The sequence below is a fragment of the Sphingomonas sp. MM-1 genome (assembly GCF_000347675.2).
Taxonomy (GTDB): Bacteria; Pseudomonadota; Alphaproteobacteria; order Sphingomonadales; family Sphingomonadaceae; genus Sphingomonas_E; species Sphingomonas_E fennica.
The window spans coordinates 227419-242218 of record NC_020561.1; the positions used below are offsets into that span (position 1 = coordinate 227419).

The window sequence follows — 14800 nt, forward strand, 5'->3', positions numbered from 1 at the left end:
GGCCTCGTGCTCGGCCTTTCGGGCGCGGCCGCGGATGCGGCTTCCTGCCGGGATGCGCACGGCAAGTTCATAACGTGCCCCAAGCCCGCGGCGGCGGCCAAGCAAAGCTGCCATGATGCCAAGGGCAAGTTCGTCAAATGCCCGGCCTCCGCCGCGTACGGCGCTGCCGGATCGGCCACGAAAGGCCGATAATCCTATAAGGGAAAGCGCATTTTGGCCCGAGGGCCATCCGCTCGACCGCTGAACATGACCGGGGGGCCATCGCCATGGGCGACGGCCCCCCGGTCACGAGTTCCGCTCTTACTTCTTCTTGGCCGCCGTTTTCTTCGCCTTGCCATGCGTGGCCTTGTGGTGCCGGGCCTCCGAAGGGTTCATGCACTTGTCCCGCACGGTTCGGGAACATAGTGGCACATTGGCGTCCGCCGTGGCGGCCGGTGCGGCGGCATCCGCCGGGGGAGCATCCGTGGTCTGCGGGGCCGCATAGGCCGCGCCGGCGCCGAATAGAGACAAGGTCGCGACAAACAGAAGCGTCTTCATGATGTCATCCCTTCTCGATCGAAATGAATGAACCGGTGCCTCGCACCCATGGCTTCTAGCGTTTCATTTCCATCACGACGGCGGATCACAGCCGAGTCGTGCGGCAGTCGAACGCCTTAGCTGGCGGAAATATCCATCATCCTTTTCGCGACCTTGCTGCGATCAGGGGAGGGCCGGCTTGCAGTTGCGCGCCGTATAGAGGCCGCGAAGGAAACCGCGCCGCGCCAGCCCGGCATCGACCGCGACCGCATAGCGCCGCTCGGCCGGCGCCGCCCCCGATATCTCCCGCACCAGGCCCCGGAAGGGGATGAAGGCGTTCACCACCGTCTTGCCGCCCGCTTCGGCCAGCTTGCCGGCCTTGTTCTCGCGCTTGGGCTCGCCGCCCTTGAAATCGGGGCCGAGATGCTCGGTAAGCGCGCCGATCGCGGTGGATATCTGCTTGCAGGTCTTGAGGCCGCCCATCGCATAAGGGGCCAGCACCGCATCGGCGAGCGCGGGCGGAATATCCTTCTTGTCCACGCCCACGTCGCGCACCGGCTGGGTGGCGATCTGCCCGGCCTTCTTGGCGGTTTCCTCCACATCGTTGCCGCCATCCTGCTGGGCCGGCCGCGCATCGGCCTGCCAGGCGGATGCCAGGGCGGCCAGAAGGATCGGATAGCCGACAGGCCTGACGATATCTGCGATCTTCATTCCAAGCTCCTCGCCTCGCCGATCGGGCCGATACTATCCGACATCAAAATGTCGGCAATAGGGCCGGGGTTCCACCCGCCGGGGAACATGCGGCCCGCCGCGAGGGTTGGGCTTTCCGGGAACGGACCGGCAGGCAGCGATCGGGTGGGCGGATGGCGAGCGGCGGCAAAAAGGTCATCTACGCGGCTCTTGCCGGCAATCTCGGCATCGCGATCGCCAAATTCATCGCCGCCACCTTTACCGGCAGCTCCTCCATGCTGACGGAAGGCGTGCATTCGCTGGTCGATACCGGCAACCAGTGGCTGCTGCTCTATGGGATCAGGCAATCGAAGCGCGAGCCCGATATCATCCACCCCTTCGGCTATGGGCGGGAGCTTTACTTCTGGAGCTTCATCGTCGCGCTGCTGATCTTCGCGGGCGGCGCGGGGGTATCGATCTATGAAGGGCTGATCCACATCCGCCGGCCGGAAACCATGTCCTCCCCGGTGATCAACTATATCGTGCTGGCGGTCGCGTTCGTCTTCGAAGCGTCGTCCTGGACGGTCGCGATGCGCGAATTTTCCCGGACCAAGGGCGGCGACGGCTGGTGGGCGGCGATCCGCCGCAGCAAGGACCCTTCCACCTTCGCGGTCCTGTTCGAAGACAGCGCGGCGATGATCGGCATCGTGATCGCCGCCATCTTCATCACGCTCGCCCTGGTGACGGGCGATCCCCGGCTGGACGGCGTCGGATCGATCCTGATCGGCGGGGTGCTGGCGGTGGTGGCGCTGCTCCTGGCGCGCGAGAGCAAGGGGCTGCTGATCGGAGAGCGGGCAAGCCCGGCACTCAGCGGATCGATCGCCGCCCTGGCCAAGGCTCAGCCCGGCGTCTGCGCGGTCAATGAAGTGCTGACGCTGCACATGGCGCCCGATCAGGTGACGGCCGCGATCAGCCTCGATTTCGACGATGACCTCACCACGCGGGAGATCGAGCGCGCCGTGGCGGAGATCGAGGCGCGAACCGCCGCCGCGCATCCCGAAGTCACCCACGTCTTCATCCGGCCGCAAGCCCGCCGGGAAAGCGGATCGCCCGCCAGCTGAAGGGAGAGGGAGGCAACGGCGCCGGAGGCCGGCCGCCGAATGCAAAACGGGCGCCCCCGGAAGGAGGCGCCCGCTCTTGCCACACGCCCAGCGAACCGAGCGCGGCGCGAATTACATCGCGTTCGTGGCGTTCTCGACAACAGCCGAAGCGTTGTCGGCAGCGTTCTCGACAGCCGCCGCAGCGTTGTCGCTGGTGTTCTCGATCGCCGCAGTCGCGTTGTCGGCGGTCGCCTCGATGGCTTCGACAGCGTTATCCGCGACATTCTCGACCGCCGTTTCAGTCGGCGACTTGTTGCACGCGGCCAGGGCAATCAGGCCGGTGGCAGCGAGAACAAAGCTAAGCTTCTTCATTCGAGCAGCTCCCATAGTTCTTTATCAGAGGCCGGCCCGAACGCCGTCCCGGCGGCCCCCATAGCGTCGCCCCCGTCGTCGTCAACGCCAAATTCAGCGAGGGTCGCGTGTTTTCTGCCGTCTTGCGCCGCATCGCACAAGTCATTTTGATGATTTACTCTCCTTCGGTGGGCGCCACCGGCCCCAGTTCCGTGGGGTCATTCGCCACCGTCGCGATCATCGCGGTCCATGCCGCCACGTTCTGCGAAAGCTGGATTCGGTCGATCTTGTCGAGCGTATCGTCGGGCGTGTGGTGCAGGTCGAAATAGCGGCTGCCGTCCTGGCTCAGCGAGATCACGGGCACGCCCGTGGCCGCCAGCGGGGCGATATCCGATCCGCCGCGCGCCGTGTTGCTTCCCTTGGCCACGCCGATCGGCTCCAGCGCCTGCGCCAGCCTGGCGACCACGGGCATGGCCGCCTGGTTCACGTAGGTCTGGAAACGGTAGATGCGATCGGCGCCGAAATCGGATTCGGCCAGAACCGCATGCTTTTCATTGATATGCGCGTTCCGATAGGCGGTCCCGCCCAGCAGCCCGACCTCCTCGGCGCCGAACCATACCACCCGAATCGTCCGCAGCGGCGTGCCGGCATCCATCACGCGCTTGGCGGCGGCGGTCACGATGCCGCAGCCGGAGGCGTCGTCGATGGCGCCGGTGCCCAGATCCCAGCTATCGAGATGGCATCCGACCAGCACGATCCCGGCCTTGGGATCGCGGCCGGGCACTTCGGCCATCACATTGCCGGATTCGCGCGGGCCGATATTCTTCGGGGTCAGCACCAGTTTCATCGTCACCGGCTTGCCGCGCGCAAGGATGCGCTTGAGCTGTTCGGCATCGGGCAGCGTAAGGGCGGCGGCCGGGATCGGCTTGACGCCATCCGTCCAGCTCTGGACGCCGGTATGCGGATTGCGGTGGAAATCGGTGCCGATCGACCGGATGATGATCGCGGCCGCCCCCTTCCTGCTGGCGATCGAGGGGCCCTTGCGCCGGGTGACGCCGAACGCGCCATAGCTCGATCCGTCCTGCGTCGCGCCCATGGCGTGATCGACGAACACGATCTTGCCGCGGACCTGGGCCTCCGGCGCGGCTTCGAGCGCGGCAAGGGTGGGGAAGGCCGCGATTTCGGCGGTGATACCGCCGGCGGGCGTGGCGCCGCTATTGCCCAGCGCGGCCAGCACCAGCTTCTGGGGGAAGGGGGAGACGATCTCCGCGCTTTCCTCGCCGCGCACCCAGACCGGCATCTGGAACGGTTCGATCCGCGGATTGCTGAAGCCCAGGGCGTTGAGACGGACGACCGCCCAATTCCGCGCGCGCGCTTCCGCCTCGGTGCCGGCAAGCCGCTGGCCGACCTCGGTGGTCAGGCCCTCCGTGATCGACCAGGCGATATCGTCCTTGAGGGCGGCGTCGCGGAGGGCCGCGACATCCATGGTCTGCGCAAGGGCTGGGGTGGCAAGGAAGGTTGCGGCAAGGATCGCTGCTGGCAGGCGCATGAAGGTGGATGCTCCCCTGGAGATGCTGATCCTGCCCAAGTGGCGGAACATCCGCCGCAAAACAATAGGGGCCTCGGCTCGCCCCCCGATGCCGAGGCCCCTACCGGGCCTTGCTGCGATCCTGCGTGAAGCAGCCGCGCCATGCCTTCGCGCCCCAAAGGACCGGCCAACCGGAAAGCAACTCTCATGCCACTGGCTCTGCGGCTTGATACCGGCCACCCCGCCTCCCATATGCTGTAAAATATCCCGACATGCCGAGGGATTGCCCCAAGGGTGACGCCGGGCTGTCGCACCGGTTTGCCAAGTGCCCGGCGCTGGGCTAGGTGCGGCGGGATTTTTTCAGCCTCGACCGTTTTTTCCGGAGATCACAGCCGATGGCCGTGCAGTACAGCTACGTCATGAAGGGTCTCACCAAGACCTTCCCCGGCGCGAACAAGCCGATTTTCAATAACATCCACCTGCAGTTCCTCCCCGGCACGAAGATCGCGATCATCGGCGTCAACGGCGCCGGCAAATCGACGCTGATGAAGGTGATGGCCGGCATCGACACCGATTTCTCGGGCGAGGCCTGGGCGGCCGAAGGCATCCGCGTCGGCTATCTGCCGCAGGAGCCGCAGCTCGATCCGGCCAAGACGGTCAAGGAAAACGTCATGGACGGCGTGCGCCCCGTCGCCGACATGATCGACCGGTTCAACGAAATCTCGAACCTGATGGGCGATCCGCCCGAGGATGCCGATTTCGATGCCCTGCTCGCCGAGATGGGCGAGTTGCAGGAGAAGATCGACGCGGTGGACGGCTGGACGCTCGACAACCAGCTCGAAATCGCGATGGAAGCGCTGCGCTGCCCACCGGGCGACTGGGCGGTGGACAGCCTTTCCGGTGGTGAGAAGCGCCGCATCGCGCTTTGCCGCCTGCTGCTCGAAAAGCCCGATATCCTGCTGCTCGACGAACCGACCAACCACCTGGATGCGGAAAGCGTGCAGTGGCTGGAACAGCATCTGATCGAATATCCGGGCAACGTCATCCTCGTCACCCACGATCGCTACTTCCTCGACAATGTCGTGGGCTGGGTGCTGGAGCTCGATCGCGGCCGGGGCCTCCCGTTCGAGGGCAATTATTCCGCCTGGCTGGAAGCCAAGGCCAAGCGGATGGAGCAGGAAGAGCGCGAGGAAGCCGGCCGCCAGAAGGCGATCAAGGAAGAGCTGGAGTGGATCCGGCAGACGCCCAAGGCGCGCCAGTCCAAGTCCAAGGCCCGTATCCGCGCGTTCGACGAGCTCGTCGAGAAGCAGAATGCCCGCGCGCCGGGCAAGGCCCAGATCGTCATCCAGACGCCGGAGCGCCTCGGCGGCAAGGTGATCGAGGCGAAGAACCTCACCAAGGCCTATGGCGACAAGCTGCTGTTCGAGGATCTCAGCTTCACGCTGCCGCCGGGCGGCATCGTCGGCGTGATCGGCCCGAACGGCGCCGGCAAGTCCACCCTGTTCCGCCTCATCACCGGCCAGGAAAAGCCCGATTCGGGCGAGATCGACGTCGGCCCCACCGTGAAGCTCGGCTATGTCGACCAGTCACGCGACGCGCTCGACGCCAACAAGAATGTCTGGGAGGAAGTGTCCGGCGGGCATGACCTGATGACGGTCGGCAAGTTCGAGATGTCGACGCGCGCCTATGTCGGCGCCTTCAACTTCAAGGGGCCGGACCAGCAAAAGAAGGTCGGCCAGCTTTCGGGCGGCGAGCGCAACCGCGTCCACATGGCCAAGATGCTGAAGCAGGGTGGCAACGTGCTGCTGCTCGACGAACCGACCAACGACCTCGACGTCGAGACGCTGCGCGCGCTGGAAGAGGCGCTGGAGAATTTCGCCGGCTGCGCCGTGGTCATCAGCCACGATCGCTTCTTCCTCGATCGCCTGGCGACCCATATCCTGGCGTTCGAGGGCGACAGCCACGTCGAATGGTTCGAAGGCAATTTCGAAGCCTATGAGGAGGATAAGCGCCGCCGCCTGGGCGACGCCGCCGATCGTCCGACCCGGCTCGCCTATAAGAAGCTGACGCGCTGAAGAACGGCAGGCGCGGCTCGGACGATTCGGCCAAAGGGGCCGGAACGGACGGCCGCGCCATCCCTCCTCGACGGTCGGCGCAGAGAAATCCTCAATAGAAATCGGAGGGATTCGGCGTCGGCTTCTTGCAGGCCTTCAGCACGCCGCGATCGCAATCCCGCTTCTGCTCGCGCCAGGCCGCCATGGCATCTGCATAGGCGCGCTGCTGGCGGGCGAAGCGGGCCTCGTCCTGCGCCACGGCCTGCGCATGAGCCTGCACCGACGTGCGATAGGCGGCCATGTCCGCCTCATATTGCGCCTGGACGGCCTCGGAAGCCGCCTGCTGGGCCGACGCTTCGCTGCCCTCCCGGGCATTGAGCCCGCGCGTTACCGGCACCTCCTGCGCATCGGCGGCGTTTTCCACGGCGGTTTGCGGGGCAGGGGCGGTCTGCGCGACGGCGGCACCACCCGCGAACGCCAGCAGGGCGGCGATGGGAATCCTCAAATGCATCCTCGTTCCTCCTTCCCCTGTCGAAAGGAAGGAACGTCGCGGTCGCCGATCCCGTTCCGGGTGTGAGCCCGGCCGGATGTCAGGCCGGGTGGAACTCGCCGCTGCCGGGGTCCATCACATGCAGCACGCCGTCCGCAATAGCGAAATAGGCGCCGTGCAGCCGCAGCCGCCCCTCGCGCTCGCGTTCCACGATGCACGGGAAGGTGCGCAGATTGTCGAGGCTGACCTTCACGGCGGCCTCTTCCATCGCCCGGTGCGCCGCCGGTCCATCGGTGCCGTGCACGGCTACCACCGCATCGCGCGCCGGGCGCAGCATATCGATCCAGTCGGCGATGAAGCCGCCCTCGCCGGGGCGCATATCCTTGAATTTCTGGCTCAGCGATGCCGAGCAGCCGCCGCAGGCGCCGTGGCCCATCACCACGATCTCCGACACTTCGAGCTGGGTGACGGCGAATTCCAGCGCCGCCGACACGCCATGATGGCCGCCGCCCGTTTCCATGGGCGGCACCAGATTGGCGACATTGCGGACGACGAACATCTCGCCCGGCGAGGTATCGAAGATTCGAGTCGGGTCGACGCGGCTGTCGGAGCAGGCGATCACCAGCACCTTGGGGCTCTGCCCCTCGGCCAGTTCCGCCCAGCGGGCGCGCTCGCGGGACCATTCGCCGGCCTTGAAGCGGCGATAGCCTTCGATCATGTTCTGGAAGTCGCTCATGCCCGTGCCGTAGCGGCAGGATGTCGGGGCTGGCAAGTCGCGCTTCGCATCGCTATCTGGCCAATCATGACCGAGCCGCTCGCTTCCCCCGCCTCGCCCCGCACCCGCAAGCCGGACTGGATCCGCGTCCGCGCGCCGATCGGCGAGGCTTTCTCCCAGACCCGCCAGCTCATGCGGCGGCTGAACCTCGCCACCGTGTGCGAGGAGGCGGCCTGCCCCAATATCGGCGAATGCTGGACGAAGAAGCATGCGACGGTGATGATCCTGGGCGATACCTGCACCCGGGCCTGCGCCTTCTGCAACGTGAAGACGGGCATGCCCCGCGCGGTCGACCCGCTGGAGCCGCAGCACGTGGCGGACGCGGCGGCCGAGCTTGGGCTCGAACATATCGTCATCACCTCGGTGGATCGCGACGACCTGCCCGACGGCGGCGCATCGCAGTTCGTGAAGGTGATCGAGGCGCTTCGCCGCACCACGCCGTCCACGACGATCGAAATCCTGACGCCGGATTTCCGCAACAAGGCGGATGCCGCGCTCGAATCGATCATCGCCGCGCGGCCGGACGTCTATAACCACAATCTCGAAACCGTCCCCAGGCTCTATCCGACGATCCGCCCCGGCGCGCGTTATTATGCGTCGCTGCGCCTGCTGGAGACGGTGAAGCGGCTCGATCCGTCGATCTTCACCAAGTCCGGCGTGATGGTCGGCCTGGGCGAGGAGCGGATGGAAATCCATCAGGTGATGGACGACATGCGTTCCGCCAACATCGATTTCCTCACCATCGGCCAGTATCTGCAGCCCACGCCGCGCCACGCCAAGGTGGCCGAATTCGTGACGCCGCAGACTTTCTCGGCCTACGCCGCGATCGCGCGGGCCAAGGGCTTCCTGCTGGTCGCCTCCAGCCCGCTCACCCGGTCGAGCTACCATGCCGGGGACGATTTCGCGAAGCTCCGCGCCGCCCGCGAGGCCCAGCTTGCCAAAGCATAGCGAAACCCGGCACCTGCCTTATTCGCCTGAGCAGCTTTTCGAGCTGGTGGCCGATGTGCCGCGCTATCAGGAATTCCTGCCCTGGGTGGCCGCCGTCCGCGTCCGTTCGGACAGCGAAGCGGAAATGGTCGCGGACCTCGTGGTCGGCTTCAAGGGCCTGCGGGAGAATTTCACCTCGCTGGTCCACAAGAAGCGGCCCGAATCGATCCGCGTCGAATATGTCGATGGCCCGCTGAAATATCTGCACAACGACTGGACGTTCCGGCCGGACGGGCAGGGCGGCACGATGCTGGATTTCTCGGTGGATTTCGCCTTCCGCTCGGCGATCTTCGAGATGCTGGCCGGCCAGGTCTTCGATCGCGCGCTGCGCAAGATGATCGGCGCGTTCGAACAGCGCGCCGCAGAGCTTTACGGCACCGACGCATCCGGCATCAGCAGGTCGAGCGCGACCAGCGCCGCCTGAAGGCGGATGCCGCCCCGGCCCAGATCGCCGAACTCATGCGCATCGGCGGTCACGTCATTGGCGTCGCCGCCCTTTTCGGCGCGGGCGAAAACCACGGTCCCCACCGGTTTTTTCTCGCTGCCGCCATCGGGGCCGGCAATGCCGGTGATGGCGACGGCGACGTCGGCTTCCGCCCGTTCCAGCGCGCCGCGCGCCATGCCCCAGGCCACCGCGATCGAAACCGCGCCGAACGTCTCCAGCACGTCCAGGCTCACGCCCAGCATCCGGATCTTCGCCTCGTTCGAATAGGTCACGTAGCCGGCCAGGAACACGTCGGACGATCCGGGTATCTCGGTCAGCGCGGCGGAAACGAGGCCGCCCGTGCAGCTTTCGGCCACCGCGATCGTCTTGCCGGCCGCGCGGTTGGCATCGATCACGCGGCGCGCGGCGTCCACCAGCTCGCGGGGCAGGGTGGTGTCCACCATGTCAGCGGTCTCCCTTGGCGGCCGGGCAGATGGCGAAGGGGCTTTCCCCCGGCGCGCTGTCCTTCGATCCCAATATCATCAGCATCGCCGTCAGCCGGCCGAGATTCTCGGCGGGCAGGGGGCTCAGCAATTCGACCGCTTCGTTCACGTCGCCACAATCCTTGGGTTTGATCGTCTCGGCTATGGCGACGCCCACGATGCTCGTCACCATCGCCTTTTCCGTCGTATCGCCCAGCCCGGCCATATCCTGCCCCATCAGCGAGGTCATCGCGGTGCGCGCGACCGGCCAATGCCGCTCGCTTTCCGCGCGATAACGCTCCGCGAGCGCCGGGCCGGACTGGCGCAGAAAGGCATTCGGCGCCAGCGTGCCCGAACATCTGTTGCCCATGCCCTCCAGCACGGAAGGCAGGGCGTAGGTCATCAGCGCCTCCAGCTGCGGGCGCGTGATGCAGGATGCCGGATCGTTCTGCTTCGCCATGGTCGCGGCTGCCGCCGGAGAGGCAAGCGTCGCCAGCAGGGATAGCAGGGATGGGATGGTGCGCACGTCGATAGCCTTCCGGTTCGGATTCATCGATCTTCCGGCACGCGCACCGTCACGATCGCCTGCGCGGCTATGCCTTCGCCCCGGCCGGTGAAGCCCAGCCGTTCGGTGGTGGTGGCCTTGATGCTAACCCCGCGTTCGGGCAGCCGCAACAGCGCGGCGACACGGGCGCGCATGGCATCCCGATGCGGGTCGATCTTCGGCGCCTCGCAGATGATCGTCAGGTCGACATGGTCGATCACGCCGCCCGCGGCCTCGATCAGCCCACGCGCATGCTCGACGAAGCGGTCCGATGCGGCCCCGCGCCATTGCGGATCGGACGGCGGGAAATGGCTGCCGATATCGCCGTCGCCGATCGCGCCCAGCATCGCATCGGTGATCGCATGCAGGGCCACGTCCGCATCGCTGTGGCCGGCCAGCCCCCGGCTGTGGGGAATGGAGATCCCCGCAAGCCACAGGTCGGTATTGTCCGCAAAGGCATGGACGTCGAAGCCCATGCCCACGCGCGTCACCATGCGCGCGCCCAGCCTTTGCTCCGCCGTCATGACGTCCTCCTGGAAGGTGATCTTCTCCAGCGCCGGATCGCCCGCCACGATCGCCACCGCATGGCCGGCGGCGCGCAGGATCTGGGCATCGTCGGTCGCCTCCAGCTCCTCCGGCCAGGCGCGGTGGGCCGCCAATATGGCGTCGAAGGCGAAGCTCTGCGGCGTCTGGACGCGCACAAGCCCGTCCCGCGGGACGGCCCCGCCCAATTCCGGGCCGCCACGCGCCAGCGTGTCGGCGACGGGAATGGCGGGCACCGCGCCCCCCGCCCCGCCGAGGGCCGCGACCAGCCGGTCGATCACCGCGGCGGGCAGGAAAGGGCGCGCCGCATCATGGATCATCACCAGCCGGGCTTTCCCGATCGCCTCCAGCCCGCGCAGCACCGATTCGCGGCGGGTGGCTCCGCCCGTCACCGACGGCAGGAAGAGGGCCGGCGGCGCTCCGCTCGCGGCCATCGCCTCCGCGCAAAGCGCTTCCTGTCCCGCCCCGATCACCAACTGGATGCGGTCGATCGCCGGATGCCGGCTGAAAGCCTGGATGGCGTGGGCCAGCATCGGCTTGCCCCCGATCGGCCGATATTGCTTGGGTAGGCCGCCGCCCGCGCGCTCGCCTTTTCCGGCGGCGACGATCAGCGCCACAATGTCGAAGCCTCCGGCCATCGCGGTCCGTTAGCCGACAGCGGCCTTGCCCGCCAGCGCCTTTCCGAGTAGGGCGATTGCCGGTTTTTTAGGCAGATCGACAGAATGTCCCGGCTCGCACCTATCCAGATTGGTGGCGTCACCATCGCCACGCCCGTCATCCTGGCGCCGATGACCGGGGTCAGCGACCTGCCGTTCCGCAAGATGGTGCGGGAATATGGGTCGGGCCTGAACGTTACCGAGATGATCGCCAGCCAGGCCGCGATCCGGGAAACGCGGCAGTCGATCCAGAAGGCGGCGTGGGACCCGATCGAGGAGCCGGTTTCGATGCAGCTCGTCGGCTGCACGCCGGCGGAGATGGCGGAAGCCGCCAAGCTTTCGGAGGATCGCGGCGCCGCGATCATCGACATCAACATGGGCTGCCCGGTCCGCAAGGTGGTGAACGGCGATGCCGGGTCGGCGCTGATGCGCGTGCCGGACCTTGCCGTCGCGATCATCAAGGCGGTGGCCGGTGCCGTATCGGTGCCCGTCACGCTCAAGATGCGGATGGGCTGGGATCATGACAGCCTGAACGCGCCGGAACTGGCCCGCATCGCCGAGGATGTCGGGATCAAGATGGTCACGATCCATGGCCGCACCCGCTGCCAGATGTATCGGGGTTCCGCCGACTGGGCCTTCATCCGCAAGGTGAAGGATGCCGTTTCCATCCCGGTGATCGCCAATGGCGACATCTGCTCGATCGAGGATGCCGATCAGGCGCTCGCCCAGTCCGGCGCGGACGGCGTCATGATCGGGCGCGGGGCTTATGGCCGGCCCTGGCTGCTCCATCAGGTGATGCGCTGGCTGGAGACGGGCGAGCGCGTGCCCGATCCTTCGATCGACGAGCAGTATAGCCTGATAACAAGGCATTACAGGCTGATGCTGGAACATTATGGCGAGTTCACCGGCGTGAACATGGCACGCAAGCATATCGGCTGGTATACCAAGGGCCTTCCCGGCTCGGCTGAATTCCGCAACCGCGTGAACCAGGAAGCCAGCGCCGCCACGGTGCTTTCCATGCTCGAGCAATTCTATTCGCCATGGCTCTGCCGGGCAGCGGCCTGATCCGGATCGGGCGATCGGCCGCGGGGATGCCCCGTTTGCCCGATCCCGATTGTCCGGGCCTGGCCGAACAGATCGCAGCGCTCCCCACGCCGATGCTGGTGATCGACGGGGACGGCATCGTCCGCGACGTCAACAATGCCGGGGAGGCGATGCTCAACCTCGGCCGCGGCGCCATCGTCGGCCGTGATATCGCGGGAATGATCGGCCATCCGCTCACCTCCATGGCATCCGACGCGCCGTTCGCGGCCTATGATCTGGAGATCGTCCTTCCCGGCGGCCGGCACCAGCGGGTCGACCTGATGATCGGCCCGATGGCGGATCGCGCGGGATGGCGCGTCGTCACCCTCCACGGCCTGCCGCCGGCTCACCTGCTCGGCCGGCGCGGCGATCGGGATGGCGGTGCGCTTTCCGCCGTCGGCGCGGCGGCGGTGCTGGCGCATGAGATCAAGAATCCGCTGTCGGGGATCCGCGGCGCCGCGCAGCTGCTCGAGGCCTCGGTCGACGATCAGGCCCGCGATCTCACCCGTCTGATCCGCGATGAGGTGGATCGGGTGGCCGCGCTGATCGATCGGATGGAAGGCTTCACCGATACCAGGCGGCTGGAGCTCGGCCCCCAGAATATCCACCTCCTCCTCGGCCATGCCCGCGAGGTGGCGTTGCAGGGTTTCGCCAGCGGCTTCACGATCCGGGAAATCTACGATCCGTCGCTGCCACCCGTGCTGGGCCATCGGGATTCGCTGATCCAGATCCTCATAAATCTTATCAAGAATGCCGTTGAGGCAATGCAGAACAATGGGAATATCGTGACGCTTCATACGGCTTATCGCCACGGTGTATCGGTTCGGCTGCGGGGAGGGGACGTCAAGCGCTCGCTCCCGATCGAAGTCTGCGTGATCGACGAAGGTCCCGGCGCGCCGGTGGAGATCGAGGATCATCTGTTCGAGCCGTTCGTCACCGGCAAGCCCACGGGAAGCGGGCTGGGCCTCGCGCTCGTCGCCAAGCTCGTGGCCGACCAGGGCGGCATCATCGAATATGCGCGCGAAGGCACCCCGCCGCGCACCGTCTTCCGCCTCCTCCTGCCGCGCGCGGGGCAGGCGTGAGCGTGGGGCGCATTCTCGTCGTCGATGACGATGCCGCCATCCGCACCGTCGTGCGCGAGGCGCTCCGCCGGGACGGGCATGTCGTGGAAACGGCCGCCAGCGTCGCCGAGCAGCGCCGCAAGATGACGGAATTTCAGCCGCAGGTGCTGGTGACGGACGTCATCCTGCCCGACGGCAACGGCCTCGATCTCGTGCCCGAGATGCTGGCGGATCACCCCCGCATGCCGGTGATCGTGCTTTCGGCGCAGAACACGCTGGCCACTGCCGTTCGCGCGACCGAGCAGGGGGCGTTCGAATATCTGCCCAAGCCGTTCGATCTGGGCGAATTGTCCCGCGCGGTGGCCGATGCCCTTACCGCGCGGGGGGCCGGGCTGGATGATCTGGCGGATGCGGGATCGGGCGAGGATCTGCCGCTGATCGGCCGTTCCCCTCCCATGCAGGAGGTCTATCGCACCATCGCGCGGGTCGTGGCCAACGACCTCACCGTGCTGGTGCTCGGGGAATCCGGGACCGGTAAGGAACTGGTCGCGCGCGCCATCCACGACATGGGATCGCGGGCGAACAAGCCCTTCGTCGCGATCAACATGGCCGCGATCCCCCGCGAATTGATCGAAAGCGAGCTATTCGGCCATGAACGGGGGGCCTTTACGGGCGCGGCGATGCGCACTGCGGGGAGGTTCGAGCAAGCGCAGGGCGGCACGCTGTTCCTGGACGAGATCGGCGACATGCCATTCGAGGCCCAGACCAGGCTGCTGCGCGTGCTGCAGACCGGGGAGTTCAATCCCGTCGGCAGCGCGCGATCGATCCGCACGGATGTCCGCATCATCGCGGCCACGCACAAGGATCTGCAAAAACTGATTGCGGACAATGCGTTCCGAGAGGATCTTTATTATCGCCTCAATGTCGTTCCCGTCCGCCTGCCGTCGCTGCGCCAGCGCACCGAGGATATCGGGGAACTGGCCCTGCACTTCCTGGAAAAGGCGGCTGCCGACGGCCTGCCCCGCAAACGGCTGGAGCGCGCGGCGATCGAGCGGCTTTCGCGCCACAGCTGGCCGGGCAATGTGCGCGAGCTTGAAAATCTGATGCGGCGCCTTGCGGCCCTGAGCCGCGAGGAATGGATCACCGTATCGATCGTCGACCAGCAATTGAGCGGCGATATGGTCGCGTCCGAAGGCGGCGCACCCGCCATCGCTTCGGGCGGCGGGCTGGCGGATGCGGTCGAGCATCATGTCGCCCGCTATTTCGCCACGTTCGGACGCGATCTTCCGCCCGACGGCCTGTTCGAGCGGATCCTTGCCGAGGTGGAGCGTCCCTTGCTGAAGCTCACTCTGGCGGCGGTGAAGGGCAACCAGCTCAAGGCCGCCAAACTGCTGGGAATAAACCGCAACACGCTGCGCAAGAAGCTTACGGAGCGCGGTATCGATCCTTCCGACGTGCGGCGCATGGGCTGAATATCCACGATATTCCGCATATCCACGATATTCCGCGCTGCCTGTCGCAACTGTGTTTTGCATGC

16 protein-coding genes are annotated in these 14800 nt (G+C 66.5%); 7 read left to right on the forward strand and 9 right to left on the reverse strand.

The window, feature by feature from the left end; genetic code table 11:
- Nucleotides 1–300 precede the first annotated feature (300 nt).
- Together G432_RS01110 and G432_RS01115 are read right to left on the reverse strand one after the other, a co-directional pair.
- The gene (locus tag G432_RS01110) at nucleotides 301–537 is read right to left on the reverse strand and encodes a hypothetical protein (protein WP_015456962.1); all 237 of its coding nucleotides are present in this window, start codon (nucleotides 535–537) and stop codon (nucleotides 301–303) included.
- A gap of 162 nt (nucleotides 538–699) precedes the next feature.
- A complete protein-coding gene (locus tag G432_RS01115) occupies nucleotides 700–1227 on the reverse strand; it encodes a hypothetical protein (RefSeq protein WP_015456963.1) in 528 nt (175 codons plus the stop codon).
- A 152-nt stretch (nucleotides 1228–1379) separates the two neighbouring features.
- On the opposite strand from G432_RS01115, the gene G432_RS01120 reads away from it, so the two are divergent.
- The gene (locus tag G432_RS01120) at nucleotides 1380–2306 is read left to right on the forward strand and encodes a cation diffusion facilitator family transporter (protein WP_015456964.1); all 927 of its coding nucleotides are present in this window, start codon (nucleotides 1380–1382) and stop codon (nucleotides 2304–2306) included.
- Between the two features lie 111 nt (nucleotides 2307–2417).
- On the opposite strand, the gene G432_RS01125 is transcribed toward G432_RS01120, so the two are convergent.
- The gene (locus G432_RS01125; protein WP_015456965.1) at nucleotides 2418–2657 is read right to left on the reverse strand and encodes a hypothetical protein; all 240 of its coding nucleotides are present in this window, start codon (nucleotides 2655–2657) and stop codon (nucleotides 2418–2420) included.
- Nucleotides 2658–2811: 154 nt separating this feature from the next.
- Nucleotides 2812–4185, reverse strand: coding sequence for a M28 family peptidase (locus G432_RS01130; protein ID WP_015456966.1), 1374 nt, complete (start codon nucleotides 4183–4185; stop codon nucleotides 2812–2814).
- Nucleotides 4186–4559: 374 nt separating this feature from the next.
- Between G432_RS01130 and ettA the strand changes: the two genes are divergently transcribed.
- The gene (gene ettA, locus G432_RS01135) at nucleotides 4560–6239 is read left to right on the forward strand and encodes an energy-dependent translational throttle protein EttA (RefSeq protein ID WP_015456967.1); all 1680 of its coding nucleotides are present in this window, start codon (nucleotides 4560–4562) and stop codon (nucleotides 6237–6239) included.
- A gap of 91 nt (nucleotides 6240–6330) precedes the next feature.
- Here ettA and G432_RS01140 read toward each other — a convergent pair whose 3' ends face one another.
- Nucleotides 6331–6729, reverse strand: coding sequence for a hypothetical protein (locus tag G432_RS01140; RefSeq protein ID WP_015456968.1), 399 nt, complete (start codon nucleotides 6727–6729; stop codon nucleotides 6331–6333).
- A gap of 79 nt (nucleotides 6730–6808) precedes the next feature.
- The gene (locus G432_RS01145) at nucleotides 6809–7444 is read right to left on the reverse strand and encodes a carbonic anhydrase (protein ID WP_015456969.1); all 636 of its coding nucleotides are present in this window, start codon (nucleotides 7442–7444) and stop codon (nucleotides 6809–6811) included.
- Between the two features lie 66 nt (nucleotides 7445–7510).
- Here G432_RS01145 and lipA point away from each other — a divergent pair, with 66 nt between their 5' ends.
- The gene (lipA, locus tag G432_RS01150; RefSeq protein ID WP_015456970.1) at nucleotides 7511–8431 is read left to right on the forward strand and encodes a lipoyl synthase; all 921 of its coding nucleotides are present in this window, start codon (nucleotides 7511–7513) and stop codon (nucleotides 8429–8431) included.
- The gene (locus G432_RS01155; RefSeq protein ID WP_015456971.1) at nucleotides 8418–8894 is read left to right on the forward strand and encodes a type II toxin-antitoxin system RatA family toxin; all 477 of its coding nucleotides are present in this window, start codon (nucleotides 8418–8420) and stop codon (nucleotides 8892–8894) included. The genes lipA and G432_RS01155 overlap by 14 nt, the downstream gene beginning before the upstream one ends.
- Here the strand turns inward: G432_RS01155 and G432_RS01160 are convergent.
- Genes G432_RS01160 through G432_RS01170 form a run of 3 tightly spaced genes read right to left on the reverse strand, consistent with a single transcriptional unit; the run spans nucleotide 8840 to nucleotide 11101 of the window.
- Nucleotides 8840–9358 carry a CinA family protein gene (locus tag G432_RS01160; protein WP_015456972.1) on the reverse strand — a complete coding sequence of 173 codons (519 nt, stop codon included), beginning with the start codon at nucleotides 9356–9358 and terminating at the stop codon, nucleotides 8840–8842. The two genes, G432_RS01155 and G432_RS01160, sit on opposite strands and share 55 nt — an antisense overlap.
- Nucleotide 9359: 1 nt before the next feature.
- Nucleotides 9360–9902 carry a hypothetical protein gene (locus G432_RS01165; RefSeq protein ID WP_144061966.1) on the reverse strand — a complete coding sequence of 181 codons (543 nt, stop codon included), beginning with the start codon at nucleotides 9900–9902 and terminating at the stop codon, nucleotides 9360–9362.
- A gap of 23 nt (nucleotides 9903–9925) precedes the next feature.
- Nucleotides 9926–11101 carry a bifunctional 2-C-methyl-D-erythritol 4-phosphate cytidylyltransferase/2-C-methyl-D-erythritol 2,4-cyclodiphosphate synthase gene (locus G432_RS01170; RefSeq protein ID WP_015456974.1) on the reverse strand — a complete coding sequence of 392 codons (1176 nt, stop codon included), beginning with the start codon at nucleotides 11099–11101 and terminating at the stop codon, nucleotides 9926–9928.
- A gap of 84 nt (nucleotides 11102–11185) precedes the next feature.
- On the opposite strand from G432_RS01170, the gene dusB reads away from it, so the two are divergent.
- From dusB to ntrC, 3 genes are read left to right on the forward strand one after another with little or no spacing between them, the layout of a single operon-like run.
- Nucleotides 11186–12184, forward strand: a complete 999-nt coding sequence (dusB, locus tag G432_RS01175) for a tRNA dihydrouridine synthase DusB (RefSeq protein WP_015456975.1) — start codon at nucleotides 11186–11188, stop codon at nucleotides 12182–12184.
- The gene (locus G432_RS01180) at nucleotides 12160–13284 is read left to right on the forward strand and encodes a two-component system sensor histidine kinase NtrB (protein ID WP_015456976.1); all 1125 of its coding nucleotides are present in this window, start codon (nucleotides 12160–12162) and stop codon (nucleotides 13282–13284) included. The genes dusB and G432_RS01180 overlap by 25 nt, the downstream gene beginning before the upstream one ends.
- On the forward strand, nucleotides 13281–14735 hold the full coding sequence (gene ntrC, locus G432_RS01185) for a nitrogen regulation protein NR(I) (RefSeq protein WP_015456977.1): 1455 nt from the start codon (nucleotides 13281–13283) through the stop codon (nucleotides 14733–14735). The genes G432_RS01180 and ntrC overlap by 4 nt, the downstream gene beginning before the upstream one ends.
- Nucleotides 14736–14800: the final 65 nt, after the last annotated feature.

Excerpts from the sequence above, each read along its gene's own strand:
- G432_RS01180 (WP_015456976.1), top strand. The coding sequence starts at position 12,160 with ATGGCTCTGCCGGGCAGCGGCCTGATCCGGATCGGGCGATCGGCCGCG.
- G432_RS01145 (WP_015456969.1), bottom strand. The coding sequence starts at position 7,444 with ATGAGCGACTTCCAGAACATGATCGAAGGCTATCGCCGCTTCAAGGCC.
- G432_RS01120 (WP_015456964.1), top strand. The coding sequence starts at position 1,380 with ATGGCGAGCGGCGGCAAAAAGGTCATCTACGCGGCTCTTGCCGGCAAT.
- lipA (WP_015456970.1), top strand. The coding sequence starts at position 7,511 with ATGACCGAGCCGCTCGCTTCCCCCGCCTCGCCCCGCACCCGCAAGCCG.
- G432_RS01160 (WP_015456972.1), bottom strand. The coding sequence starts at position 9,358 with ATGGTGGACACCACCCTGCCCCGCGAGCTGGTGGACGCCGCGCGCCGC.
- G432_RS01140 (WP_015456968.1), bottom strand. The coding sequence starts at position 6,729 with ATGCATTTGAGGATTCCCATCGCCGCCCTGCTGGCGTTCGCGGGTGGT.
- G432_RS01115 (WP_015456963.1), bottom strand. The coding sequence starts at position 1,227 with ATGAAGATCGCAGATATCGTCAGGCCTGTCGGCTATCCGATCCTTCTG.
- G432_RS01170 (WP_015456974.1), bottom strand. The coding sequence starts at position 11,101 with ATGGCCGGAGGCTTCGACATTGTGGCGCTGATCGTCGCCGCCGGAAAA.
- G432_RS01110 (WP_015456962.1), bottom strand. The coding sequence starts at position 537 with ATGAAGACGCTTCTGTTTGTCGCGACCTTGTCTCTATTCGGCGCCGGC.
- G432_RS01125 (WP_015456965.1), bottom strand. The coding sequence starts at position 2,657 with ATGAAGAAGCTTAGCTTTGTTCTCGCTGCCACCGGCCTGATTGCCCTG.
- dusB (WP_015456975.1), top strand. The coding sequence starts at position 11,186 with ATGTCCCGGCTCGCACCTATCCAGATTGGTGGCGTCACCATCGCCACG.
- G432_RS01130 (WP_015456966.1), bottom strand. The coding sequence starts at position 4,185 with ATGCGCCTGCCAGCAGCGATCCTTGCCGCAACCTTCCTTGCCACCCCA.
- ettA (WP_015456967.1), top strand. The coding sequence starts at position 4,560 with ATGGCCGTGCAGTACAGCTACGTCATGAAGGGTCTCACCAAGACCTTC.